The sequence below is a fragment of the Dethiosulfatibacter aminovorans DSM 17477 genome (assembly GCF_900142005.1).
Classification (GTDB): domain Bacteria; phylum Bacillota; class Clostridia; order Tissierellales; family Dethiosulfatibacteraceae; genus Dethiosulfatibacter; species Dethiosulfatibacter aminovorans.
In genome coordinates this window covers 178,698-205,020 of the sequence record NZ_FQZL01000008.1, presented here as the reverse complement: position 1 = coordinate 205,020, position 26,323 = coordinate 178,698, and the positions used below count along the sequence as shown (strand labels likewise).

Here is a 26,323-nt window from a genome sequence, read left to right as displayed (position 1 = left end):
TTTGTATTTAAACCTTCAATACCAAAGGTTTCGTATTTTCTGATCCATTGCTGGACTGATGTTTTTGTAACTCCAGCTATCCTTGCACAATCCTCTTGTGAACAAATACCATTCAAATACATTTCTACTATACGAGTCTTTTCCTCAAAAGATACTTTTCCTTTTCTTCCCATAAAAAATATGCCCTCCTAGTGATAACAGTTTTATTATTTAAACTGTCTATTACTAAGGGAGCATATCATAGTGATAACAGTTTTATTATTTAAACTGTCTATTACTAAGGGAGCATATCAATTAATAAGCATGCTGGTTTCATTCTCTATGAGAGTTTATTGGTGAAGGCGGTGGGAGTCGAACCCACGTCCGAAAGCATTTCCATACAACTTTCTCCGAGCGCAGTCAAAACTTAGAGTATCGCATGATGTGACAAGTCTTGACAAAATTCACATCAGGCTATCTTCGATTGTTCGGCAATAGGTCGAAGCGTCCCTAAAGCAGTTCCCTGATTTATCTGATGTCCCAGTATGGCCTACAGGTCGGCCAAGTGGAACAAGCTAACAGCTTACGCTGCGAATGCTAAATTATTATTGTTTTTAGCGTTTAATTTAAGTTGCCATTTTTTACGCTGGTTGGCTACAGCGGCTCGCTTATTATACTTCTATACCCCCGTCGAAACCAATTACGCCCCCTTAATAGTCCTTGACTCTCTGCATCCTGCGTTGAGCGTCTTTCTTGGCGATATCCTGTCTCTTGTCGTATTTTTTCTTACCTATGGCTACGGCAAGCTCCATCTTCACCTTCCCGTTTTTCAGGTAGAGGCTGAGAGGTATGAGGGAATATCCCTTCTGTGTTACAAGTCCTGTAAGCTTTCTTATTTCCCTTTTGTTGAGGAGAAGCTTCCTTTTTCTCATTGGATCTGTATTGTAGATATTGCCTTGTTCATAAGGACTGACGTGCATTGCGTGGACATAGATTTCACCATTTTCTATCTGTCCGTAGCTGTCTTTCAAGTTGACCTTGCCCTGTCTAATCGACTTTACCTCGGTTCCCTTGAGAACCAGGCCTGCTTCGTATGTTTCTTCTATGAAGTAGTCATGTCGGGCCTTTTTGTTTCTGGCAACTACTCTTTCATTGTCTTTCATGTCTTTCACCTGTCCTTATGTTCACAGCTTATGAAAGTCAAGATTTGTAAAACTACTTGATGCTTTGTAGTTTTACTTACAAAGAAAACTTTCAACGCGTGCAACAGTCGTTTAGACGACTGACGAAGCATAGCTTCTTTGCTTGACTATTATAGCAAACCAAAGGGAAACTGTCAAATGGTCGACAGTTTTTCTAATCCCTTGCTTTAATTCCTCTTTGTGTGATCTCGATTAATTTTCTTTTGTAAAGTCTGCCTATTGCGACTTTAAAGGAGCCCTTACTCATGTTGAAGTTTTCTCTAATTGCATTTGGATTTGACTTGTCATTGTACGGAAGGAATCCTCCTGCCTTTACAAGCATCTTGTATATCTTTTCGGCGTCATTGTCCATCTTTTGATGAGCCTTTTCAAACAGGTTGAGATTCAGCTTGCCGTCAGGTCTTACCTTGACTACCCTTGCCTCTATCTTGTCTCCTATTCTCTTGCCTATGAAGTCCTTCTCCTGGATGAGACCGTGGTATTTGTTGTCTATTGCAACCATTGCCCCCAATCCTTTCTTCATGCTGTAGATGGTTCCTGTAACCTTGTCCCCTTCCTTGTAAGAAGAATCCGTACCAAGCATCTCATATATGTCCATGGTTGCGCAGAGCCTTTCAGACTTGTCTATATAGACTCCTACCATGTATTCCCTGCCTGTCTTTATCTGTCCCTTCTGTTCCTTGAATGGAAGGAACAGGTCCTTGTCCAGTCCCCAATCCAGGAATGCACCAATGTTTGTTATGTCGGTAACCTTCAGATAGCCTATTTCACCTACTGCCAAAGCAGGAAGCCTAAGGGTTCCTTCATTCCTGCTGCCTTTCTTGAATACGAAAACTTTGGCTTCCTGGCCCTTTTCCACGATATCCATTCCCTTTTCCTTCTTGACGAATACCTGGGTACCGTCCTCATCTATGAATATAAGCTCCTTTTTGTCTGCCTTATTCAATTTTAATAATTGTATTTCTCCTAGTTTTATCATCTTTCTCCTTTATTTCTACAAAAGACAAAGTCTATCTCCGCCTTCTGAATGTTTACATTAACAAGTCTTACATTGACCACATCTCCTATCTTGTAGGTTTTCTTGGTCATTTCTCCTATCATGGAGTAGTTTCTTTCATCATAGAAGTAGTAGTCATCGGTCATGTTTGATATATGCACGAGGCCCTCAACGGTATTGTCAAGCTCTACAAACACACCAAAGCTTGTTACACTTGAGATTATCCCTTCATACTCCTCTCCAATGCGCTCCGACATGTATTCCGCTGCCTTTATGTCGTCAACTTCCCGTTCCAACTGAGCGGCTTTTCTTTCGTTAATGGAGCATTGGTCTGCAACCTTAGCCAGCAGCGACTCCAACTTGTCTGTATCCTTTAGCCTTCCGTTAATGAATCCCTTTATGATCCTATGAATCTGAAGGTCCGGGTATCTCCTTATGGGAGATGTGAAGTGGCAATAGTATTCCGATGCCAGTCCGAAGTGCTTGTCCTGATGGCTGCTATAGACAGCCTTTTTCAGGGATCTCAGCATTATGGTATTTATTACCGTCTCTTCCTTCTTTCCCTTGACCTTGTTTGTTATTGACTGAAGCTCCTTTGGATGGACGTTCGCAGCTCCTTTCAGGAAGTATCCGAAGTTTGCTATGAATTTGTTGAATTCAGCAATCTTGTCATTATCGGGGCTTTCATGTATCCTGTATATGAAGGGCACCTTGGACCAGAACATGCTTTCTGCAATGGTCTCGTTACAGGCTATCATGAATTCCTCTATTATCCTGTTTGCCGTCCTTCTATCGTATTTTGCCACGTCAATCGCACGGCCATCCTCGTCCAGCACAATCTTTGCTTCCTGAAAATCGAAGTCTATGCAGCCTCTGTCGTCCCTCTTCCTTCTGAGGATTTTGGCAAGATCCTCCATATTTCTGAAATCATCAATAAGATCCCTGTATTTCTCAGACATGGCTTCGTCATCATTTTCAAGAATGTCCGATACGTCGTCGTATATGAGCCTCGCCTTTGAATTGATTATACTTTCGAATATTTCAAAGTCCTTTACCTTTCCCTTTCCGTCAATGGTCATGACAACAGACAGGGCAAGCTTGTCCTCTCCCTGGTTTAGACTGCAGACGCCATTTGAAAGTTCCTTTGGAAGCATGGGTATTACTTCTCCTGGCATGTATACTGAGGTACCCCTTTCCAATGCTTCCTTGTCAAGGGGAGCTCCCTCTCTGACATAGTGGGTTACATCGGCAATGTGCACTCCAAGCTCGTATAAGCCGTCGTCTCTTTTTATTATATGGATGGCATCGTCAAGGTCCTTGGCATCTGCTCCGTCTATAGTAACTATTGTATAATCCCTGAAGTCTTTTCTTCTTTTGATTTCATCTTTTGATATTTCCCGGGTAATTTCAGCAGCTTCCCTCAAGACCTTGTTGGGAAACTTGGTCTTTATTTCATTCCTTATGAGGGCCGACATTATGTATGTCTCTATGTCGTCTGAAGAGCCCAGTATGCTCTTTACAACTCCCTCAGGGTTCTTTCTCTTTTCCGGCCATTCCACAATCTTCACAATTACCGTCTGGCCGTTTCTTGCTCCGTTGAAGTCCGACTTGGATACGAATATGTCCTGGGAAATCCTCTTGTCGTCAGGCAGCACAAAACCGAAGTTCTTGGTTTCCTGAAGTGTTCCAATAACTTCGTAGTTCGCCCTCTTAAGTATCCTTATTACCTTGCCCGAAGGGCTTTTCAGGTTGCCGTTGCTCTTCATGGGTCTGACTATAACCCTGTCCTTGTGCATTGCTCCGTTGAGGTCCACAGGAGATATGAAGAGGTCTTTAATCTCTGTATTGTCGGGAATCAGGAATCCAAATCCCTTTTGGGATCCCTGAATGGTGCCAGTAATGAGATTCATCTTTTCAGGAATTGCATATCTTTCGTTTCTTGTCCTTATTATCCTGCCTTCTTCCTCAAGTTCATTGAGAATCTTGAGTATTTCCTTCTTCATGTCCTTTGAGGTATCAAGCGCCTTGAGGATCTCACCGATCAGCATGGGCTTGTAGGCATCTTCGTTCATAAATGATACGATTCTCTCTTTAATACTCATATCAGCAGCTCCTGCGGATTAATTTTTTGCTCCCTTGGCCATATTGTTCAAAAGGTCTATATCGTATGAAACTATGTTTTCAGCTTCGTCATTGTGCCTCGTTTCAGCAATTTCTATGAGTCTTGTTATGAGCTCCTTGAAAGGCAATCCCGAAGGCTCCCACAGATAGAATGATATGGAGCCTGGTATTGTATTTATCTCGTTTACATATATGTTTTTGTTGTCGTAGAGAAAATCCACCCTGGATGTTCCCGAGGCGTCTATTGCCATGAATGCCTTCTTGGCAAGCTCCCTTATCCTCTGTGACACTTCATCGGGAATATCTGCAGGTATTATCCTCTTGTCCTCTCCCGAGCCCTTTCCCTTTTTGCCGCTCATGTACTTGTCCTCGTACTTGAGGAATTCTTCCCAGCCTATGGGCTCCTCGCAGAGTGATGCTTCCACATCATCCTCGTATCCTATTACGGCGCAGTTTATTTCTCTCAGGTTTTCTATGCACTGTTCAACCAGTATCTTCTTGTCGTAGGAAAGTGCAACCTCTATGGATTCCATAAGTTCTTCCCTGTTTGTAGCCTTGCTTATTCCCACACTTGAACCCAGGTTTGCAGGCTTTACTATTAGAGGGTATCCAATTGACTCGGCCTTTTCAAGGTATTGTTCCTGGTCCTTTCTGTACTGGGACCTGTAAAACCAGATATGATCCACCATAGGCAGGTTTTCTGCATGGAAGATTTTCTTCATTGACACCTTGTCCATTCCAAGAGCCGATGCCTTTACTCCCGTAAAGCAGTATGGCACTTCGCATGACTCAAGTATTCCCTGAAGAGCTCCATCCTCAACACTTGTACCGTGCACTGCAGGAATCACCACTTCCACTTCCAGCTTTTCCCTTTTCTTTGCAAAGAGACCCTGCTTCAAGTCAGGGTTGGGGTGAAGTGTAAGGGTATTCTTCTTGTCGAAGTTCTGCCATGGGATAACTTCCGTGATTCCATCAAAGGACTTGTTCTTGTAGGTGTTGATGTCTCCAAGGGAATCTCCTATGTTCCATTTCCCCTTCTTGTCTATATATATTACGTAAGGCTGGTATTTGGTTCTGTCAATATTGTCGTATATCTGAAGTCCGGTGATTATTGAAACTTCGTGTTCAACTGTTCTTCCACCTATTATAATTCCAACTTTCTTCATTTTGGTATCCTTTCATCTACTTATTGTCGTTTATTCGTTGTATGTGTCCGGAAGGTCGTTTTCAAACAACACTACGTCTCCGGCTCTCAGAAGACTCTTCATGGCTTCTTCCGATTCCTTCAGGGACTTCACAATGATCAGGTTGTCCTTTTCAAAGTCGGTTTCCTCGATTCCTTCCTTAATTGCCCTTGTCCTGTTTTCTCCAACAAGAATTACAAGATCGCAGGTCTCTCCTATCTTGACGCCGAATTTTTTGTTTTCCTCATATTCAATCCTTCCAAGCTCAACCATTCCCGGAGTTACGATTATTTTCCTGTTTCCTTCAAACTCGCTTAGCACCTCAAGTGCTGCAGCTGCTCCAGCAGGATTTGAATTGAAAGCATCGTCGATTACAAGAACGCCGGTTCCTGGATCTATGAGCTGGAGCCTGTGTTCTATGGGTTCTATCTTTTCTATTCCGCTTGCTATCTGCACCAGTGTCATGTCCATGGCATAGGCAGCGGAGACTCCTGCCAGTATGTTTCGTATATTGTGCTTGCCCAGGAGGCTGGTCTTGCAGTCGACGGTTCCCTTTTCCTTGATATGGAGGGTGAATGTCGATCCTTCCCTGCCGGACTTGATATTGTCAGCATAGATGTCCAGGTCGTCAGTATTGTTAAGTCCGTAAAGGAGCTTCCTGGTATATGTCTTGTCCGCAAGCTTCTTCACATATTCATTGTCGTAGTTGAATATTGCCCAGCCATCATATGGCAGCTCTTCTATGAGTTCGTATTTTGTCTTCACTATGTTCTCTATGGACTTGAATGTTTCAAGATGACTTGGCCCTATGGATGTGAGAATTCCTATCTTGGGGCTCACAAGCTTTGCAGTTTCCTTGATGTCCCCTATCCTGTCGGCTCCAAGCTCCGCTACGAATACACTGTAGTTTTCATCAAGCTCGTTGTTTACAGCCTTGCTTATTCCCATAGGTGTATTGAAGCTTCCCGGGGTCTTGTATGTCTTGTATCTCTGTTCCAATATCTTTGCCGTTATGAACTTGGTGCTTGTCTTTCCATAGCTTCCCGTAATTCCTATGGTTGTTAGCTTTTCCATGTTCTTTATCTTGTTTCTTGCCATCCTGTAGAACTTCATGTTGATAATTCTTTCAACAGGTTTAATTATCCATGCGCCACCCACTACATAATAGGTTCCAAAATAAAGCGCAAGGGCTAGAATGGTAGCACCTACTGCAACATAATACTTGTCACCTGCAATGAGCCAGCTCAAAAATACTATAGCTGCCAAATCGACTATTGCTATGAATATGGTTGCAGCCATAAGTCTCTTTGCCCTACCCGTGTATACGAGAGGTTTCTTGGCCTCGTAATTGCTGAATTCCATGGTTGTTACTGAAGCAAGGGACCATAATGCCACCAATATGTATATATTGTATGGCCAGAGGATATAGACAAGGGTCAGCAGTGCTGAAATGCCAATCATAATTCTTGATTTCTGTGTGAGGAATCTCTTCCTGTTCTTCTTTGACCAGTTTATGAATTTCTCGTTGTCATACATCTCTATCTGCATCATGTGCAGGGAGAACCTGATTCTGAAATATATTTTGATTATCCAGAATATTGATATTATTACTATTGGAAATACCATTATTTCCTCCTGTCTTTTAGTTGTTTTGTAAAAAACTGTTAATTACTACCTTAAAGGTGTTGAAGTCGTCAACATATGAATAATGACCTGCTCCCTCCAGTACTACAAGTCCTGCATCAGGTATCTCCTTCTCCATTATCCTTGCCATGTAAAGAGGCGTAGCATCGTCCTTTTCACCCCATATGAGAAGTACGGAAGACTTGATGTCCTTCAGATGGTGTCTAAGGTTGTCATTTACAACCTTCACCATTATTTTTCTCATTATGCCGTCGGCTTCCTTGAAGTCGTCGGAGCCGTGCTTCCTGTAAAACCTTTCAAGTACCTCCTGTCTTTTGTCTTTAGACGTGAATGCCAGGTAGACCTTCTTCATAAGCTTGAAGGTGTAAACTTTAATGTAATAAGTAGCAGTTCTTTTTGGTATTATTCCTGCGCTGTCTATCAGGATGACCTTGTCGAAAAGGTCTTCATACCTGCTTGAAAGAATGATTGATATTCTTCCACCATGTGAATGGCCGAAAAGTATTATATTCTCCAGTCCCGTTTTGTCTATAAATCCCTTGATTATTTCCGCATACCCGTATGAGTCTATGACCTCTCCAGGCGTGGTGCTTTTCCCAAAACCGGGAAGGTCCACCGCAGTCACCCTGAAGGAATTCTTTAAGATGTTGACAATTGGAATCATGGTTTCTATGCTTCCTCCCCATCCGTGGAGAAGCAACACATCCTGACCCTGTCCCTCCTGTATGTAATTGATGTCCAGTCCTTGAATTTCAACTTTCATAATGTCTCCATGCAATTTAATCAAACAATATAGATTATATCAGATTACCGTTAAAATTGGAAGAAAAAAGCCCCTTTGCAGGGGCTTGAATTGATTACAATTATTTGAGTTTAGTTGTTCAAATTTGCTCTCTTGGATTATTTGATAAGCATTCCGCCAAACTCAGCGATAAGCGGTCCAAATACAAGAGCAACTATAGTCATAAGCTTGATAAGGATGTTGATTGAAGGACCTGAAGTATCCTTGAACGGATCACCAACAGTATCTCCAACAACGGCAGCCTTGTGAGCCTCGCTTCCTTTTCCACCGTGCTCTCCACCTTCGATGAATTTCTTGGCATTGTCCCATGCACCACCAGCGTTAGCCATCATGATTGCCATAAGAACTCCGGTTACAAGGGCACCTGCAAGAAGTCCACCCAAAGCTTCCTTACCAAGAAGAAGTCCTATAAGAACAGGTACTATTACTGCAAGAAGTCCTGGAATAACCATTTCTCTAAGTGCTGCAGTAGTACTGATATCCACACATTTCTTGTATTCAGGTGTTCCCTTTCCTTCCATGATTCCAGGTATTTCCCTGAACTGTCTTCTAACTTCCTCAATCATTGAGAATGCAGCTTTACCAACTGCCTGCATAGTGATTGAAGAGAAGAGGAATGGAAGCATTCCACCTACGAACAGACCTGCAATAACTGTAGGCTGAGTAAGGTTGATTACTGAAAGGCCAACAACCTGAGTATATGATGCAAACAGTGCAAGTGCAGTAAGTGCTGCAGAACCGATTGCAAATCCCTTACCTATTGCTGCAGTTGTGTTACCAACGGCATCAAGCTGGTCAGTTATTTCTCTTACCTCAGGAGGAAGCTCGCACATCTCTGCGATACCACCTGCGTTGTCGGCAATAGGGCCGTAAGCGTCAACTGCTATGGTCATACCTGCTGTAGAAAGCATACCAACTGCTGCAAGTGCTATACCGTAAAGTCCCTGTGCTGCATCGGCTGATCCGCCTGATACGTAGAAGGCTACAAGTATACCTATTGCAAGAACTATAATAGGCATAGCAGTAGAACCCATACCTACTGCAAGACCGCTGATGATAGTTGTTGCCGGTCCAGTGTTTGACTGGTCTGCGATTTGCTTAACAGGAGCGTACTCTGTAGATGTATAGTATTCTGTGATCTTTGCTATTATTATACCTACAAGAAGTCCTGTGATGATAGCTGCAAAAGGTCTTGCAGTACCAAGGATTGATACGCTCAGGAAGTAAGCGGCAACTATAACTATTATTGCACTTACGTTTGTTCCCATGTCAAGCGACTTCTGTGGGTTTGTTCCTTCATTTCCCTTAACGAAGAATGTTCCTGCTATTGATGAAACTATACCTACTGCTGCAAGCATAAGCGGGAACAAGGCTCCCTCGTCGCCAAAAGCTATAAGTCCAAGAGTAATGGCAGAAATTATAGAACCAACATATGATTCGAAGAGGTCTGCTCCCATTCCTGCAACGTCACCAACGTTGTCTCCAACGTTGTCAGCTATAACTGCAGGGTTCCTTGGATCATCCTCTGGGATTCCAGCTTCAACCTTACCAACAAGGTCAGCACCAACGTCAGCAGCCTTAGTATATATACCACCGCCAACACGTCCGAAGAGCGCTATTGAAGAAGCACCAAGCGAGAATCCTGTAACTATTGTGATATCGTTGAATATCAAGTATAGTCCAGCCACACCTATGATTCCAAGACCTACAACGGCCATACCCATAACGGCACCACCAGAGAATGCAACAGAAAGTGCTTTGTTCATTCCACCATCTTTAGCTGCATTTGCAGTTCTTACATTGGCCTTTGTTGCAACCTGCATTCCGAAGAATCCAGCAAGTGCTGAAAAAGCCGCTCCAACAAGGAAACAGATAGCTGTAGTCCAACCAATACCTACGCCTAGAATAATAAATAATATTGCTGCGAATATTAAAAGTGTTCTGTATTCCCTACTCAAAAAAGCCATGGCTCCCTCATGAATGTATCCGGATATCTCCCTCATTCTTTCGTTACCCACGTCAACTTTGTTGATTGTTACTGCCTTGTAGTATGCATACAACAAGGCAACCACACCTATTATAGGTGCTATTATTAAATTCATTTCAAGTAACCTCCTATTGTGTATAAATTATTGAAGTGCAGTCAGAATTAATGACATAACAATAAAAAGTCCTGCGGAAACAGTTGTCAGTTTTTCCAACAGACCTTCATAGCTTCTTCCTTTATTCTTTCCCCAAATCGATTCGGCTCCACCAGCTATTTCTCCTGAAAGGCCTGCTGACTTTCCTGATTGTAAAAGAATACTGGCTATAAGTACCAAACTGGCTACTATTAGAAGTATTGTTGCAAATAGTTTCATTACTACACCTCCTTTTCTGATTAACAGAAGTATTTTAACATAGGGCTAATTTAAAAGCAACACATTAATTGCGTTATTGAAAATATATATGACAGGAAAACATTTTCATTCCTGCCCATAACTATTGGCTCCGGCAAGTTTTGAATAATATAGAATATGCGATATTATTCTTGCAATAGTCTTAGTGTCAATGATTAAATCCATTTCTTATATATAGGCAATAGTCATATCTTCCATGAACTAAGCTTTGCAACATGCATGAAAACACCCGGCCTGTTGTTTAAGCCGGGCATTGAGTATCTGATGTTTTACTGACTACTTCCGCTACGTAAAGTTCCTAATTCTCAAAATCACTTGATACGTGTGATTTTATTTTAATGTTAACTTTACTCCGCCGCTATGCTTGCTAAAGCAAGTAACGTAACATAGTTACTTAGCGTAAATTATAGAAAGTCTTGATTCCCTTGTACTGGGCTGCTGATCCAAGTTCGTCTTCCAGTCTAAGAAGCTGGTTGTATTTTGAAACCCTGTCTGATCTTGATGGAGCACCTGTCTTGATCTGTCCGGCGTTCACTGCGATTACAAGGTCTGCGATAGTGTTGTCGGCAGTTTCTCCTGACCTGTGTGAAATGACTGCAGTGTATCCTGCCACTTTTGCCATTTCAATTGCATCAAGAGTCTCTGTGATCGTTCCTATCTGGTTAAGCTTTATAAGGATCGAGTTTGCAGTATTCGCCTCGATTCCTCTGGAAAGTCTTTCAGTGTTTGTAACGAAAAGGTCATCTCCTACAAGCTGGATCTTGTCTCCAAGCTTTTCAGTCATTACCTTCCATCCTTCCCAGTCTTCTTCGTCAAGTCCGTCTTCTATTGAGATGATAGGGTACTTTTCAACCATTTCAGAGTAGAAGTCTACGAATTCGGCAGCTGTAAGCTCTTTTCCTTCGCCTGCAAGAACGTATTTCTTTGTATCCTTGTTGTAAAGTTCTGTTGCAGCAACATCAAGGGCAAGCATTACATCTTTTCCAGGCTCGTATCCAGCAGCCTTTATTGCTTCAACTATTGTAGCAAGAGCTTCTTCGTTCGAAGTAAGGTTCGGTGCGAATCCACCTTCGTCACCAACTGCAGTGTTGAGACCTTTGCCTTTCAACACTGACTTAAGGCTATGGAACACCTCTGCACCCATTCTAAGGGCTTCCTTGAAGCTTGGTGCTCCTACAGGCATTACCATGAATTCCTGTATGTCAACGTTGTTATCGGCGTGCTCGCCACCGTTAAGGATGTTCATCATAGGTACAGGAAGAGTTTTTCCATTTACTCCGCCAAGGTACTGGTACAATGGAAGTCCAAATACGTCTGCTGCAGCTCTTGCACATGCCATCGATACTCCAAGGATTGCATTTGCTCCAAGTTTTCCCTTGTTGTCTGTTCCGTCAAGCTCGATCATGATCTGGTCGACCACTACCTGGTTTGCAGCATCCATGCCTATAAGCTCTGGGGCAATTATTTCATTTACATTGTCAACAGCCTTTTGAACGCCTTTGCCCATATATCTGTCTTTGTCACCGTCTCTAAGTTCAACGGCTTCGAATGCTCCTGTCGAAGCTCCCGATGGAACTGCAGCTCTTCCATAACCACCGCTTTCAGTCCATACTTCAACCTCTACTGTCGGGTTTCCTCTTGAATCCAAAATCTCTCTTGCGTAAATATCACTTATTATACTCATAATTACCTCCGTTTTTATATGCGATTTCAAAACACCGCTATACCCTTAAATTCACTGTCAATTAAACCATTCTTCGCTATTTGACAGTATTATTATATATGTTTAAAGTAAATATTGAAACATTTTTATTTAATTTGTGTCCGTTTTAAACCAGCTGGCTCCTCAACAATGATTCTCCCGTCATTTCCGGCGGCTTTTCCATATCCATAAGCTCCAGAAGGGTAGGTGCAAGATCTGCAAGCCTTCCTTCCTTGAGGCTTTTGCCTTTCCTGTTGGTTATGAATAGAAGCGGCACTTCATTTGTGGAATGCTGAGTGAGAACTGCATTGTCGTCGCTTAGCATTTCATCTGCATTTCCGTGGTCAGCAGTAACAAGCATCTCCATGTCGTGCTCTATTACATAATCCGCAATCTCCCCAACACAGGAATCCACTGCTTCAACAGCCTTAATTGCTGCTTCCATTATGCCTGTATGTCCTACCATGTCAGGATTTGCAAAGTTGATTATTACGACATCATGAATATCAAGCTTAAGCTGCTCCAAAAGGGCATCCTTGACTTCATATGCACTCATTTCAGGCTTGAGGTCATAGGTTGCAACCTTTGGCGACGGAATGAGAACCCTCTCTTCTCCATCGTACGGCTCCTCGATGCCTCCATTGAAGAAGAAGGTGACATGGGCATATTTCTCGGTTTCTGCAATCCTAAGCTGCTTGAGACCTTTTTTGCTGATATATTCCCCGAAGGTGTTTTCCAGAACCTGGGGCTTGAATGCAACCGATACATTTTTTATTGTCGCATCGTACTGGGTCATGCAGACAAATTCGGTGTTTATCTTTTCTCTTTCAAATCCCTTGAAATCGTCGTCAACAATTGCCCTTGTTATCTCTCTCGCCCTGTCAGGTCTGAAATTGAAAAACACGACACTGTCTCCATTTTCGATCTTTCCGTCTTCGGCGGCGATTATAGGCTTGATGAACTCATCGTTTTCTCCATTTGCATAGGATGCTTCCACACCTTCTACAGGGTCTGCATAATGGGCACCTTGGCCTTTTGTAAGGGCATCATATGCTATCTTGACTCTTTCCCATCTTGTATCCCTGTCCATGGCATAATATCTTCCCATTACTGTTGCTATCTTTCCTGCACCTATTTCCTTCATTTCATCTTCAAGTTCCTTGATGAATCCAGCACCGCTTGTTGGCGGAACATCTCTTCCATCCATATAGCAGTGTACATAGATATCCTTCACTCCATGGGATTTTGCAAATCTTATGAGGCTGTATAGATGCCGGTTGTGCGAATGCACTCCTCCGTCGGATACAAGTCCCATAAGATGAAGCTTTGTATCGTTCTTCACTGCATTTTCAAAGGCTTTCAGAAGAACTTCATTCTTTTCTATTTCTCCCGTTTCGAAACTCTTTGTGATCCTTGTAAGCTCCTGGTAGACTATTCTGCCTGCTCCAATGTTCGTATGGCCCACTTCGGAGTTTCCCATCTGTCCCTTGGGAAGTCCTACATCGTTTCCGCTTGTTTTTATGTAAGTTGAAGGATACTCGCTTATCAGTCTGTCAAAATTAGGGGTTGATGCCCTGTATATGGCATTTCCTTCATAGTCCTTTCCCTTTCCCCATCCGTCAAGTATCATCAGTATTTTTGTTTTTTTACTCATGTTTTCTCCTCTATCAAAATTAATCTCTAATAACAATGTAACATGCAACAAATAAGATTATACCATAAATACATAATCTCATGAAGCAGAGGATAGTCCATTTATCTTAGTAGTTCATTATTTGTGCAAAGTCATCAACCTTGAGACTTGCTCCACCTACAAGGGCTCCGTCTATGTCCGACTGTGCCATTATTTCCTTAACATTACCAGGCTTAACGCTTCCGCCGTACTGGATTCTAACTGTATCTGCAGCTTCCTTTCCGAATATGCCCGCAAGTACGCTTCTTATAAACTTGATCATGTCATTGGCTTGCTCGCTGGTTGCTGTTCTTCCTGTTCCAATTGCCCAGATCGGCTCATATGCTATTACTACTCTTTCTGCATCCTTGCTGTCTATGTTCTTAAGTCCGTTTACAAGCTGGCCCTTTACTATGGGTTCGGCAATGCCCCCTTCTCTCTGGGCCAGAGATTCACCTACGCACACTATGGGCTTCATATCGTATTCAAATGCAGTTTTGATCTTCTTGTTTACTGTTTCATCAGTCTCTCCGAAATACTGTCTTCTTTCAGAGTGGCCAATGATTACATACTCTACATTGAGTTCCTTCAGCATCAAAGGAGAAACTTCTCCAGTATATGCTCCCTTTTCCTTGAAGTGTATATTTTGCGCACCAAGCTTTATTTCTGTTCCCTTTATAAGTTCGCTTACTGTATAAAGAGCCGTATATGGAGGGCACACAACAAAATCCCTTTCTGTCCCTTCCGCCTTTTCAATCAATCCTTTTACAAGTTCTACGCTTTCTGAAACCGTATTGTTCATTTTCCAGTTTCCAGCCATTATAGGTCTTCTCATATATATCTCCTCTACCATTTTTTCAGTGTTCCCATATGGGCTCACACTACTTTTCTTCTATTGAGTCTATTCCGGGAAGTATCTTTCCTTCCATATATTCAAGGGATGCTCCACCACCGGTTGAGATGTGAGTCATCTTGTCTGCAAGGCCAGCCTTTTCAACTGCCGCAGCACTGTCTCCACCGCCGATTATGGATATTACATCTTCCTCTGCAAGTACACCTGCAATTGAATTCGTACCTTCTGCGAAGTTTTTGAATTCAAACACTCCCATAGGTCCGTTCCAGATAACAGTTTTTGATTCCTTTATTACTTCACTGAATAATTTTATGGATTTGGTCCCTATGTCAAGTCCCATGTGTCCTTCAAGTATGTTTCTCCAGTCTACAACTACGAATTCATCCGTATCCTTGAATTCTCTGGTAATCTTATAGTCAACAGGAAGCAGCATCTTGACTCCCTTTTCCTCTGCTTTCTTAATAAGCTCTGCAGCCAGTTCAACCTTATCCTCTTCAAGGAGAGATGATCCAACATCATATCCTTGGGCCTTTACAAATGTGAAGGCCATTCCTCCGCCTATTATGATGTTGTCGGCCACGTTCATAAGGTTTTCTATTACACCGATCTTGTCGGATACCTTTGCTCCTCCAAGAATTGCAGTAAGAGGTCTTTTCGGATTGGACAACGCTCCGCCTATTGCTTCGATTTCCTTTCCTATAAGGAATCCTACAGCAGATGGAAGATATTTTGCAACTCCAACATTTGATGCATGTCCCCTGTGGGCAGTTCCAAAGGCATCATTTACAAACACGTCACCAAGGGAAGCGAGTTCCTTAGAAAATGCATCATCGTTGTTCTTTTCTTCCTTTCTGAATCTGGTGTTCTGTAAAAGCATGACTTCACCGGGAATAAGTCTGTCAGCCATTTCCTTTACTTCGTTGTTCATTACATCGTCAAAGTCTGCAAATACAACTTCCTTGCCAAGAAGGTCTGCCAGTCTTTTTGCAACAGGATCAAGGGAAAATTCCTTTTTTGCCTCTCCCTTTGGTCTTCCCAGGTGAGACATAAGAATCAGGCTGCCGCCGTTGTCCAAAACATAATTAATGGACTCCATTGCGCTTCTTATTCTGATGTCATCTGTAATTTCAAGATTTTCATCCAGAGGAACATTAAAATCGCACCTCATCAATACCTTTTTGCCTTCAAGCTGAAGGTCAGTCAATTGTTTTTTCATAATACCTCCAATATGTTCTAAAGTGTTGTCACCGTTTCGCAATTATGACTAACAGCTCCCTACTCCCTCACCACGATAATCTTTTATTTATTAAGGTTGATTATCGTATCTCGAAGTCGAGACCTCGCTGTAATTCATAATTGCTTCACTACTATTTATTACATGAACTTTCTATATATTTGGAAAAACATCTCAAGCTTTTCATAATAAATGCCGCAGAATCCTCCGCAGCATTTATGATGGCTCAGGAAATTCAAAATATGTAAAATCCCTTTAAGCGTTGATATTTTATATATTTGGTCTTATATTGTAGCTATATGCTTGAGTGTTCTTACGAGCTGTGAAGTATAAGACATCTCATTGTCATACCAAGTTATGATCTTGAACATCTTCTTGCCGTCTACATCTATCATCTTGGTCAACTGAGCGTCAAACACACTTCCATACTTTGTACCGATTACGTCGCTTGAAACTATCGGATCTTCTGTGTATCCGAGTGTTTCGTTTGCTGCAGCTTCCATCGCCTTGTTGATAGATTCGACTGTAGCTTCTTTTTCAAGTTCAACTACTATGTCAACAACAGAACCTGTAACCGTTGGAACTCTCATCGCCATTCCGTCAAGCTTTCCATTGAGTTGAGGAAGAACCTTGCCCACTGCTGCAGCGGCACCAGTAGATGTTGGTATGATGTTGGCAGCAGCCGCTCTACCTCTTCTTGAGTTTATTCCCTTTGAGTGAGGTCTGTCAAGAACAGCCTGGTCATTTGTATATGCATGGATAGTAGTCATGAACCCCTTAACTAGTCCGAAATTGTCATCAAGAACCTTTGCCACTGGAGCAAGGCAGTTTGTAGTACAAGATGCACCTGAAACAACAGTTTCGCTTCCATCCAATATATCGTGGTTTACATTGTATACAATAGTCTTAAGATCTCCTTTTGCCGGAGCTGAAATCAATACCTTCTTGGCACCAGCAGTCAAGTGCTTCTCTGCACCTTCCTTGCTTGTGAAGAACCCTGTACATTCAAGAACTACATCGATTCCTAGGTCTCCCCATGGAAGATCTTCCGGATTTCTTTGTGCGAGAATCTGGAATTCCTTTCCTTCAACTATAAGCTTTCCGTCTTTTCCTGTTATATTGTCAGTCTTGTATGGTCCCTGTGCAGTGTCATACTTCAACAGGTATGCAAGTGTTTCCGCATCAGTCAAATCGTTGATTGCAACTACCTCAACCTCGTCACTTTCCATCATCAGTCTGAAAGCCAGTCTACCAATTCTGCCAAATCCGTTAATCGCTACTTTAATACTCATAATACCACTCTCCTAATTTAATTTTAAAATTTCCTTTGCTGTCTCTTCATCTGTGACCAAAATATAATCCTTGTAATATTTTGAAAACGCATATATTGCTTCGGCCTTGTTCTTGCCTGAAGCTATGCATATTACGTGCTTTATGGAATTAATATCCTTTAAATCTATACCCACGGAATCCGTATGCATAATAGGTATTCCGTTGCTGTCAAAATAATAACCCAGTGCTTCCGCTGATGCATTCTTAAGCTTCAGCTCATCTTTTTTCAACTCCGACATGCCTCTTCTTTCGGCCATTTCCATTGCAGTACCCACTCCAAAGACTATCATGTCTATTTTCTTTATTTCATCCAGCACGCTTTTTATCTGAGGGTTCTCCCTAAGCGCTTCAAGAAGTTCAGGCTGTATGTTGTCAGGTACGTGAAGAAGCTTGTACTCGGCATTGAGCTTTTGGGCAAGCTTTGCAGCTATGGTATTGGACTGTATTTCCAGTTTTTCACCAAGTCCTCCCCTTCCGGGAACCACCATTATATTCCTGACCTTTCTATTGTATTCCATTTCATCGGCAACACATGCCATGGTTGTTCCACCCATGATTCCAATTTTCATGTCATCCTCAAGAAGAGAATTTATAATAAGGGATGCTTTCTTTCCCATATCCTTTACAATGATATCGTCATCATCGGAATCGCCTTCAACCAGGGATACCTCTCTTATTCCCATCTTTTCCTTCAGTTGGTTCCCAAGATCCTTCAATCCCTTCATGTTGTATATCAACTCTTCAGTATCTACAAGCAACTTCTCTCCAGCCTTTGAAAGCCTCATTCCTGAAGATTCGATCCTTATATGTCCGAGATCTTTCAGTATCTCCACTTCAGATCTCAAAACCCTTTCAGTCATCCCTATTTTCGAAGCAAGCATCCGCCTCCCTATAGGCTGATGGCTTTTCAATGATTTAAGAAGGTTGTATCTCTTCATAATCAGATTGGACATTTCGGGAACTATTGAATTTTGTATAGCCAGTACTTTTTCAAATCTCATTTAATCCTCCATAAAACCCTTTGGTAAAGGCTTTATTCATATGCCCTTTACGAGCATGGTCTAATTTTGTCCCTGGGGTAATTTTTTTGTCCCTATGTTTGTATTATATTACTTTCTTTTGAAAATTTCAAGGGTATTTTTAAATAAATTTTATTTCCCTGCGATATGAAAAAAGTTGGTTGAGAATTGATAATAATTTGAATATTGGAAAAGTAAAAAACCGACGGAATAAGCCGTCGGTTAATTATATCATTAAATGGGTTATAATTGCTGTAAAATTCATGTGATTTTTGAAATTTTATTTATTAATATCTTTTTCTCATGGAGGATGACGGTATTTGGAGTTCGTCCCTATATTTGGCTATGGTCCTTCTCGATATGTCTATCCCCCTCTTGTTAAGCTCGTTCGCTATCTTCTGATCGCTCAAAGGCTTCTTGGAGTTTTCATTGTCCACAAGCTCCTTAATCATAGTCTTGATACTCGTCGACGCCATTCCGTCGTTGTTACCTTCCTTCGATATGGAGCTCGAGAAAAAGTACTTAAGTTCAAAAAGTCCTCTTGGGGTCTGTACATATTTGCCGTTTGTAGCCCTGCTGACTGTCGATTCATGCACTTCAATGTCTTCGGCCACATCCTTCAAGACCATAGGCTTCAAGAACTTGGCTCCCTTTTCAAAGAATTCAAGCTGGTGCTTCAGTATAGATTCGGCAACCTTGTACATGGTATTCCTTCTCTGCTCTATACTTTTAATAAGCCACAGGGAAGAGTTGAACTTATCGTTGAGGAATTTATTTGTTTCCTTGTCGTCGCTGTTCTTCATTATATTCTTGTAATAGTTGCTAATCCTGAGAAGGGGCATGTCGGAATCGTTTACCATTATGACATATTCACCTTCCACCTTTGTTATTGTAACATCTGCAGAAATGTACTTTATGCTGTCGCTCTCCAGCACAAACCCTCTTGAAGGTTTTGGTTCAAGCATCCTTATTATGTCGCAGATTTCCTGCACCCTCTTAACGGTAATATCCAGAGACTTCGCTATATGCTGAAGCTTGTTGCAGGCCAAGTCCTCGATATGGTAGTCGATTATATCGTATACCTTCTCATCGAATATCCCCTTTTCCTTAAGCTGGATTTCCAGACATTCCTTCAAATCCCTCGCTGCTACACCAACAGGATCAAAGCTGTGGAACTTGACAAGGACTTCTTCAACTTCATCAGGATCCACTTTCAGATGGACTGATATCTCATCTATGGTCATTGAGAGATATCCCTTGTAGTCCAGGGAATCGATTATCTCGTCTCCTATCATCCTCTCCCTTTCAGTTTTCACCACAAGTCCCAATTGAGACCTTAGATGATCATTCAGGGATTGGGCCTTTGATGTATATGATTCGAAGGATTGTTTTTCTTCACTGCTTCCACTGTATGCCTTGTAGCTGTAGTCGTCATATTTTTCAACTACTTCCTGCCAGTCAATCTTGTCTTCCTTTACTTCTGTTGTCTTTTCCTTTTCCATTTGAGAAGGTTTTTCCTGAACTTCAAGAAAAGGGTTGGATTCAACCTGCTTCTCCAGATAATCTTTCAATTCCACATTATTGAATTGAAGTACCTGTATGGCCTGACGCAATTCAGGCGTCATTATTAGTTTCTGTGATTGTTGAAGATTTAACTCAAAACCTATTTTCATAATATCAAAATCCTACATACAAGATTCATACCAACTTTTCGATTTTGGTATGTTGTCTAGTTAATTTTACCAAATATTTACTAAAAAATAAAGGTATTTCTAAAAAAACAATCCAACGTTTTCACATTTCATGCAGCGGCCAACGACAAAACAAATATTGAAATCATAATAATTTCAAGCATTTATCCAAAATTCAATCATCCACAGATCTTCACGGTGAAGTTCTATGGATGATTGATGTTTTTTTATTCAAATTATTTTCGCTACATGTATATCAACGGCTATTTTTCTCCCTTTTCATAAGGCTTGCCGTCCGCTGCAGGCGCTGTGGCCTTGCCTACAACTCCTGCAAGAGCAAGGATAGTAGCCACATATGGAAGCATCTGCAAAAATTCAGGAGGCACATTTATACCTATGGTCTGAGCCTGTATCTGAATCGCCTCGGTAAAACCGAAAAAGAGACATGCAAACATCGCTCCTACAGGATGCCATTTTCCGAATATCATAGCCGCAAGAGCAATGAATCCCTTACCTACAGACATCCCTTCCCTGAACAAGCTCACAGTTCCAAGAGAGAGGCTTGCTCCAGAGAGGCCTGCCAGGCACCCCGACAAAATGACACATATGTACCTGATCTTGAACACGTTGATACCGAGTGTATCTGCAGCTCTTGGATGCTCTCCTACAGCCCTTATCCTCAATCCAAAGGGTGTTTTGAATATAACAAAATATGATACGAAGACCATGAAAAACGCCAGATAGACAAATGGTGTAAACCTGCTGAATATGTCCCCCAATACAGGTATCTTCTCAAGAAATGCAAACATCTTTGGATTTCCTGTAAGAGACAATTCCTTTGGCAGGGAATCAGTTTGTCCTGATCTGTGCCATACCATTTCAAGAAAATACGCTGTCAGGCTGGCAGCCAGAATATTGATCGCCGTACCAACAACCACCTGGTTGGATCTTAGGTGTATGGACATGAATGCAAGCAGCAGTGCAGTAACCCCTCCGGCAACTATGGCTCCCAGGACACCAAGGAAGGAGCTTCCATAGAGGTGGGTTACAAGCACTGCAAAGAATGCTCCCATGAGCATCATTCCTTCAAGTGCTATATTTACAACTCCGGACCTTTCAGAGAAGGTTCCTCCAAGTGATGCAAATATGAGAGGAGTTGCAAGCCTGATTGCCGATGCAATGATCGCAAGAATTATTGTCAATGTCATCTTTCATCACTCTCCCCTGTCTTTTTATTGTTCATTTCTTCAACTTCAGCCATTTCCTTAAGCTTCATTTCCTTTGCTTTCTTTCTCTTTTCCAGTATCTTAAACAACTGGTCGGCAGCTACGAAGACTATGATTACACCCTGGATGATTCCAATTACTTCCTTGGGAATACCTGCAATCTGCATTTTCCTGGCCCCATTGCTCAGGATACCAAATAGAAAAGCAGAGAAAATTATTCCTATGGGATGAATCTGTCCCACAAGTGCAACGGCAATTCCATCAAAGCCATATCCCGGCATGGCTGGTGTCTGGGTAACCTTGTACAGAAGTCCCGAAATCTGCACGGCTCCTGCCATCCCGGAAAGGGCTCCCGATATCGCCATTGCCAGGATAATATTCCTGACCTTGCTTATACCGCCATATTCTGCTGCATCTGGACTGTTCCCCACGGACCTTAGTTCATAACCAAGGGTCGTCTTGAACAGTAAGACATATATTGCAAAGGCAGCAAACAGTCCAATGAATATACCGGTATGCGCACTGGAATAACCAAACTGAGGTATGAATTCACTGAGTTTTGCAAGCCTTCCATGCTCTACCAGCTGTACTGTATGTGCCTGTTTCGGGGTTCCTTCAAGGACCTGCGGATTCAAAACGGCCTTTACTATATAGTTTGTCAAATGAAGAGCCGTATAGTTCAACATTATTGTAGTAATTACTTCATGAACTCCTATTTTCGCCTTTAGAAAGCCTGCTATGGATGCCCAAAGAGCACCAGCCAAGGCTCCCGACAAAATAATCACTGTAATAAGAGCAAAATGCGGAAGGCCCTGGAAATACCATCCGGCTGCAATTGCACTAATGGTTCCCATTATATACTGGCCTTCTGCTCCGATATTGAAAAGTCCGGTTCTGAATGCCACAGCAATGGAAAGTCCAGTAAAAAGTATTGGGGTTGTTTTGTACAGTGTTTCTCCAAACTTTGATATCCCGCCAAGACTTCCTTCAAACAGCGCCTTGTAGGCAACCACCGGACTGTTGTCCGATGCTACAATGAAAATGGCTCCAACTATGAATCCAAGAAATATTGCAAGGAGAGGGAATCTAAAATTATCCCAGAACCGTTTTAACAATTTATCTTCTTTCATCATTTTCACCGCCTTCCTCCAAAGTACCGCCAGCCATCATGATTCCTATTTTCTTTTCAGTTGCATCCTTTCTGTCCAGGATACCTACTATCTTGCCGTCATATATTACACCTATCCTGTCCGCAAGAGCCATAACCTCGTCAAGCTCAAGGGAAACAAGAAGCACCGCCGTACCCTGATCTCTGGCTTCCACAATTTTCTTGTGTACAAATTCTATTGATCCTACATCCAGACCTCTTGTTGGCTGGGCTGCAATGAGGAGTTTCAGATCCTTGTGGAATTCCCTTGCAACTATGGCCTTTTGCTGGTTTCCTCCTGAAAGTGACTTGGCGGTCACATTTTCACTTGGGGTCCTTACATCAAACTCCTCGATCAGTTTTTTTGCATGGTCGTGTATTACATCATAATTCATAAATCCGTTCTTTGAGAAAGGCTCCTTGTAGTGATATCCCAGTATCATGTTCTCTGCAAGATCATGTGAAAGCACAAGGCCCCTTTTGTGTCTGTCCTCAGGTATATGGCCAACACCTTGTTCGATAACTTTTTGTGCGGAAAACCCTGTAATATCACTTCCAGCCAGAGTCACACTTCCGGACTTTGTCTTTCTCAGTCCTGTAATTGCTTCTATGAGCTCAGACTGTCCGTTTCCGTCAACTCCAGCAAGGGCAAATATCTCACCCTCCCTGACATCAAAGGTCACTCCTCCTACAGCCTCAAGACCCCTGTTGTCAAGTACTTCAAGACCCCTGACCTGCAGAACCCGATTGTCCGATATTTCCTTTTCAAGCTTGTCGACTGTAAGGTTGACCTTCCTTCCCACCATAAGTTCTGCAAGCTCGTCGGTGTTTGTCCCCGATGTTTCTATGGTATCTATCACCTTTCCCCGTCTTATGACAGTAACTCTGTTGCTCATTGACATTACTTCCTTGAGCTTGTGCGTTATTAATATTATGGACTTGCCTTCAGAGGCAAGCTTCTTGATTATAATTCCGAATTCTTCAATTTCCTGGGGGGTAAGCACAGCCGTAGGCTCGTCAAGAATAAGTATGTCGGCACCTCTATAGAGGGTTTTCAGTATTTCCACCCTTTGCTGAATACCAACAGAAAGGTCCTGCACCTTTGATTGAGGGTCAACCATAAGGCCAAATTTAGCAGATATTTCCCTTACCTTTTCATTGGCGCTTTCAATGTCAAGTTTCATTCCCTTTTTAGGTTCCTGTCCAAGAACTATATTTTCAGCAACCGTAAAAGGAGGTACAAGCATAAAATGCTGATGAACCATTCCAATACCATTTTCTATGGCTATATTCGGGTCCTTCATAACTGTATTTTTGCCATTCAGAATAATTTCTCCCGATGTAGGCTGATACAATCCGTAAAGTATATTCATCAAAGTTGTCTTTCCTGCACCGTTCTCACCTAGAAGCACATGAATTTCACCCTTTTCAAGTTGGAAATTCACCTTGTCGTTGGCTACAACCCCAGGGAAAATTTTTGTAATATTTTTCATTTCAACTACACTGGACATATTTCCCTCCTTACCGCTAATGAATTAAAATTCCCAGAAACCGGAATTGACTTGAAAGTCATATTATTAAAAAAAGGTCGAATGTTGCCATTCGACCTAGTGATGCAAATTCCTACATTTCCGGTACTTCAAAAGCTTCAAATGTTTCCAAGTCATATGGAACCATTATTTCACCGTTGATTATTGCAGTCTTGTACATATCTGCAGTAGTCTTAATCTCTTCACTAAGATTACCGGCATTATCGCTATATCCTACACCTTCAACAGCAAGACCGAATTCAAAGTCCGAACCGTCGAAAGTTCCTTCAACAATAGCTTTTGACGCCATATAAGTAGCATTGTCAACCCTTTTGATCATTGAACACAATACGTGTTCCGGATCAAGTGCAGACTGGTCCTGATCAACACCAATAGCCCAGAAACCCTGCTCTCCTGCCGCCTGTATAACACCTATTCCACATCCGCCTGCAGCATGATATACCACATCCGCTCCAAGCTGCTCCTGTGCCAGTGCAGCTTCTTTTCCAAGACCTACGTCTCCGAATGAGCCTGTATAGTTTACAAGCACTTCTGCATCAGGGTTTACAGACTTGACTCCGGCCTCAAATCCATACTGGAATTTTTCAATAAGCGGGAATTGCATGCCGCCTACAAATCCTATAACATCAGACTCCGTAGTAAGTCCGGCTATAACTCCGACAAGGAAGGATCCTTCATGTTCCTTGAATGTCAGACCTGCAACATTCGGAAGATCTACCCTTTCGTCAATTATCGCAAAGTTCTTGTCAGGGAACTGTTTTCCTGCAGTATCAGTTGCCGACTGCATAAGGAATCCTACCGAAATGATAAGGTCAAGGTCTTCTTCTGCAAATGCGCTGAGGTTTGGACCATAATCATCCTCTGATTCAGATTCAAGAATCTTTACTTCTACTCCAAATTCCTCTTCAGCTCTTAATAGTCCTTCATAAGCCGAATCGTTGAAAGACTGGTCTCCCAATCCGCCTGTATCGGTAATCATACCGATGACAAACTTCTCTGCAGGTTCTTCAGGAGTTTCGGGCTCTTCAGGTTCTTCTGGCGTCTCTGGTTCTGAAGGTTCTTCTGGCGCCTCAGGTTCTGCCGGTTCTTCTGGTGTACACCCTGTGAAAGCTAATGTGAATACCATTGCCAATACTAAAAACAACGTTAACATTCTTTTCTTCATATCTTCCTCCTTAGAAATAGATTCCTCTATATAAATTATATTGCAATTCAGTTTTATTAACAAGGGTTATTTAACAAAACACGAACCCAGGAAAGTGGCTTTGAAGCGTTATCTACGCCAGCGAATATTTAAGATGCGAAGAAAAGCATCCTTAACCGCATAAAATCAACGCTTCAAGAGATTATGCCCCGACAACGTTCCATAACCATGCAAAAAGTTAAAAAAAAGTAAAAAGTTCGCGAACTTTTTACTTTTTTGTAACAGTTATTGTTCTATCAACATCCGAATTCCTTGCACTCTATGTATCTTTCTGCCGAAACCGCAGCAATGGCACCATCCGAAGTAGCCGTAACAACCTGTCTAAGCATCTTATCCCTTACATCTCCTGCAGCAAATACTCCCGGAATATTTGTTTCCATGTTTTCATTTGTAACCAGGTAATTGTCCTTCATGTCAAGCTTGCCTTCAAAAAGCTCCGTTATAGGATTGTATCCTATGAATACAAATATTCCAAATATGCCATCGTTCTCATCAGCCTTAATTTCAGTAATCTCCCCTGTCTTGCGGTTTTTGATGACCATTGAGTTTACCAGACCTGTTCCCTTCACTTCTTCAACCTGAGAATTCCAGATGAAGTCTATCTTTTCATTTGCAAAGGCTTTTTCCTGGATTGACTTTGCTGCTCTCAGCTCATCCCTCCTGTGGATTATATGAACCTTCTTCGCAAATCTGGTGAGGAATATCGCTTCCTCAACTGCAGAATCACCACCGCCTACAACGTAGACATCGAATCCTTCAAAGAAGGCTCCGTCGCATGTTGCACAGTAGGATACACCCTTGCCTATGAAATCCGACTCTCCGGGACATCCCATAAGCTTCGGCTTTGCCCCTGTGGCAACTATAACAGTCTTTGCCCTGTATTCGCCTTTCTGTCCTTTCAAGACCTTAATATCGGATTCCAGGTCAACCTCTGTAATTGTATCAATGAGCCTGTTTGCCAGGAATTTATCAACCTGTTCAACCATCCTTTGAGTAAGGGATATGCCCGTATCCCCTTCTATAGCTCCGGGATAGTTTTCAACCTCTTCGGTCTGGACTATCAAGCCACCTTCTTTTTCCTTTTCTATCATCAGTGTATCAAGTCTCGCTCTCCCTGCATAAAGGCCGGCAGCCAGTCCTGCAGGTCCGCCGCCAAGAATGATAACGTCATAAATCTTATCTTCCATTGAAGTTCTCCTTTCTTCGTCACATCATGAACATAGTCACATATTATTATATGTTGTATCGGGAGGTTTTCATATACCCCCCACCCCTATAGTATAACATCCTTGTCAAGCAGGTGACTTTCTTAATTGTGTTGCATTAAAATTTTCAGGGCATCGAGCCCTTCGAATTTTCGGTCAG

At 42.2% G+C, this 26,323-nt stretch carries 21 protein-coding genes and 1 other RNA gene; all 22 read right to left on the bottom strand.

Annotated elements, in window-relative coordinates:
• Nucleotides 1–173, bottom strand: a 173-nt coding sequence (locus tag BUB05_RS18990; protein ID WP_139257956.1) for a helix-turn-helix domain-containing protein, incomplete at its 3' end; no start/stop codon positions are given.
• 160 nt (nucleotides 174–333) lie between these two features.
• Nucleotides 334–689, bottom strand: a transfer-messenger RNA (tmRNA) gene (gene ssrA / locus BUB05_RS07220).
• The gene (smpB, locus tag BUB05_RS07215) at nucleotides 690–1,142 is read right to left on the bottom strand and encodes an SsrA-binding protein SmpB (RefSeq protein WP_073048920.1); all 453 of its coding nucleotides are present in this window, start codon (nucleotides 1,140–1,142) and stop codon (nucleotides 690–692) included.
• Between the two features lie 193 nt (nucleotides 1,143–1,335).
• A complete protein-coding gene (locus BUB05_RS07210) occupies nucleotides 1,336–2,160 on the bottom strand; it encodes a CvfB family protein (protein ID WP_073048919.1) in 825 nt (274 codons plus the stop codon).
• Nucleotides 2,157–4,280, bottom strand: coding sequence for a ribonuclease R (rnr, locus tag BUB05_RS07205; protein ID WP_073048918.1), 2,124 nt, complete (start codon nucleotides 4,278–4,280; stop codon nucleotides 2,157–2,159). Before rnr ends, BUB05_RS07210 begins: the two co-directional genes overlap by 4 nt.
• Nucleotides 4,281–4,298: 18 nt before the next feature.
• Nucleotides 4,299–5,465, bottom strand: coding sequence for a D-alanine--D-alanine ligase family protein (locus tag BUB05_RS07200; RefSeq protein ID WP_073048917.1), 1,167 nt, complete (start codon nucleotides 5,463–5,465; stop codon nucleotides 4,299–4,301).
• Nucleotides 5,466–5,495: 30 nt separating this feature from the next.
• Nucleotides 5,496–7,109 (bottom strand): UDP-N-acetylmuramoyl-tripeptide--D-alanyl-D-alanine ligase, encoded by a 1,614-nt coding sequence (locus BUB05_RS07195; protein WP_073048916.1) that lies wholly within the window; start codon nucleotides 7,107–7,109, stop codon nucleotides 5,496–5,498.
• 16 nt (nucleotides 7,110–7,125) lie between these two features.
• A complete protein-coding gene (locus BUB05_RS07190; RefSeq protein WP_073048915.1) occupies nucleotides 7,126–7,890 on the bottom strand; it encodes an alpha/beta fold hydrolase in 765 nt (254 codons plus the stop codon).
• A 137-nt stretch (nucleotides 7,891–8,027) separates the two neighbouring features.
• Nucleotides 8,028–10,031, bottom strand: a complete 2,004-nt coding sequence (locus BUB05_RS07185) for a sodium-translocating pyrophosphatase (RefSeq protein ID WP_073048914.1) — start codon at nucleotides 10,029–10,031, stop codon at nucleotides 8,028–8,030.
• A 27-nt stretch (nucleotides 10,032–10,058) separates the two neighbouring features.
• Nucleotides 10,059–10,289 (bottom strand): preprotein translocase subunit SecG, encoded by a 231-nt coding sequence (secG, locus tag BUB05_RS07180; protein ID WP_073048913.1) that lies wholly within the window; start codon nucleotides 10,287–10,289, stop codon nucleotides 10,059–10,061.
• 433 nt (nucleotides 10,290–10,722) lie between these two features.
• Entirely contained in the window at nucleotides 10,723–12,012 is a 1,290-nt protein-coding gene (gene eno, locus BUB05_RS07175; protein WP_073048912.1) for a phosphopyruvate hydratase, read from the bottom strand.
• Nucleotides 12,013–12,157: 145 nt separating this feature from the next.
• The gene (gene gpmI / locus BUB05_RS07170; RefSeq protein ID WP_073048911.1) at nucleotides 12,158–13,684 is read right to left on the bottom strand and encodes a 2,3-bisphosphoglycerate-independent phosphoglycerate mutase; all 1,527 of its coding nucleotides are present in this window, start codon (nucleotides 13,682–13,684) and stop codon (nucleotides 12,158–12,160) included.
• A gap of 106 nt (nucleotides 13,685–13,790) precedes the next feature.
• Nucleotides 13,791–14,537: a triose-phosphate isomerase gene (gene tpiA, locus BUB05_RS07165; protein ID WP_073048910.1), complete on the bottom strand. Its 747-nt coding sequence runs from the start codon at nucleotides 14,535–14,537 to the stop codon at nucleotides 13,791–13,793.
• A gap of 46 nt (nucleotides 14,538–14,583) precedes the next feature.
• Entirely contained in the window at nucleotides 14,584–15,771 is a 1,188-nt protein-coding gene (locus BUB05_RS07160) for a phosphoglycerate kinase (protein ID WP_281257990.1), read from the bottom strand.
• A gap of 302 nt (nucleotides 15,772–16,073) precedes the next feature.
• Entirely contained in the window at nucleotides 16,074–17,081 is a 1,008-nt protein-coding gene (gap, locus tag BUB05_RS07155) for a type I glyceraldehyde-3-phosphate dehydrogenase (protein WP_073048909.1), read from the bottom strand.
• A gap of 12 nt (nucleotides 17,082–17,093) precedes the next feature.
• The gene (locus BUB05_RS07150) at nucleotides 17,094–18,122 is read right to left on the bottom strand and encodes a sugar-binding transcriptional regulator (protein ID WP_073048908.1); all 1,029 of its coding nucleotides are present in this window, start codon (nucleotides 18,120–18,122) and stop codon (nucleotides 17,094–17,096) included.
• A 305-nt stretch (nucleotides 18,123–18,427) separates the two neighbouring features.
• Nucleotides 18,428–19,813, bottom strand: coding sequence for an RNA polymerase factor sigma-54 (rpoN, locus tag BUB05_RS07145; protein WP_073048907.1), 1,386 nt, complete (start codon nucleotides 19,811–19,813; stop codon nucleotides 18,428–18,430).
• Between the two features lie 281 nt (nucleotides 19,814–20,094).
• Nucleotides 20,095–21,039 (bottom strand): ABC transporter permease, encoded by a 945-nt coding sequence (locus tag BUB05_RS07140; RefSeq protein WP_073048906.1) that lies wholly within the window; start codon nucleotides 21,037–21,039, stop codon nucleotides 20,095–20,097.
• Entirely contained in the window at nucleotides 21,036–22,190 is a 1,155-nt protein-coding gene (locus BUB05_RS07135) for an ABC transporter permease (RefSeq protein WP_245819782.1), read from the bottom strand. Before BUB05_RS07135 ends, BUB05_RS07140 begins: the two co-directional genes overlap by 4 nt.
• Nucleotides 22,174–23,715 carry an ABC transporter ATP-binding protein gene (locus BUB05_RS07130; RefSeq protein WP_073048904.1) on the bottom strand — a complete coding sequence of 514 codons (1,542 nt, stop codon included), beginning with the start codon at nucleotides 23,713–23,715 and terminating at the stop codon, nucleotides 22,174–22,176. Before BUB05_RS07130 ends, BUB05_RS07135 begins: the two co-directional genes overlap by 17 nt.
• A 112-nt stretch (nucleotides 23,716–23,827) precedes the next feature.
• A complete protein-coding gene (locus tag BUB05_RS07125; RefSeq protein ID WP_073048903.1) occupies nucleotides 23,828–24,919 on the bottom strand; it encodes a BMP family lipoprotein in 1,092 nt (363 codons plus the stop codon).
• Between the two features lie 275 nt (nucleotides 24,920–25,194).
• Nucleotides 25,195–26,145 (bottom strand): thioredoxin-disulfide reductase, encoded by a 951-nt coding sequence (gene trxB / locus BUB05_RS07120; RefSeq protein ID WP_073048902.1) that lies wholly within the window; start codon nucleotides 26,143–26,145, stop codon nucleotides 25,195–25,197.
• Between the last annotated feature and the right edge of the window lie 178 nt (nucleotides 26,146–26,323).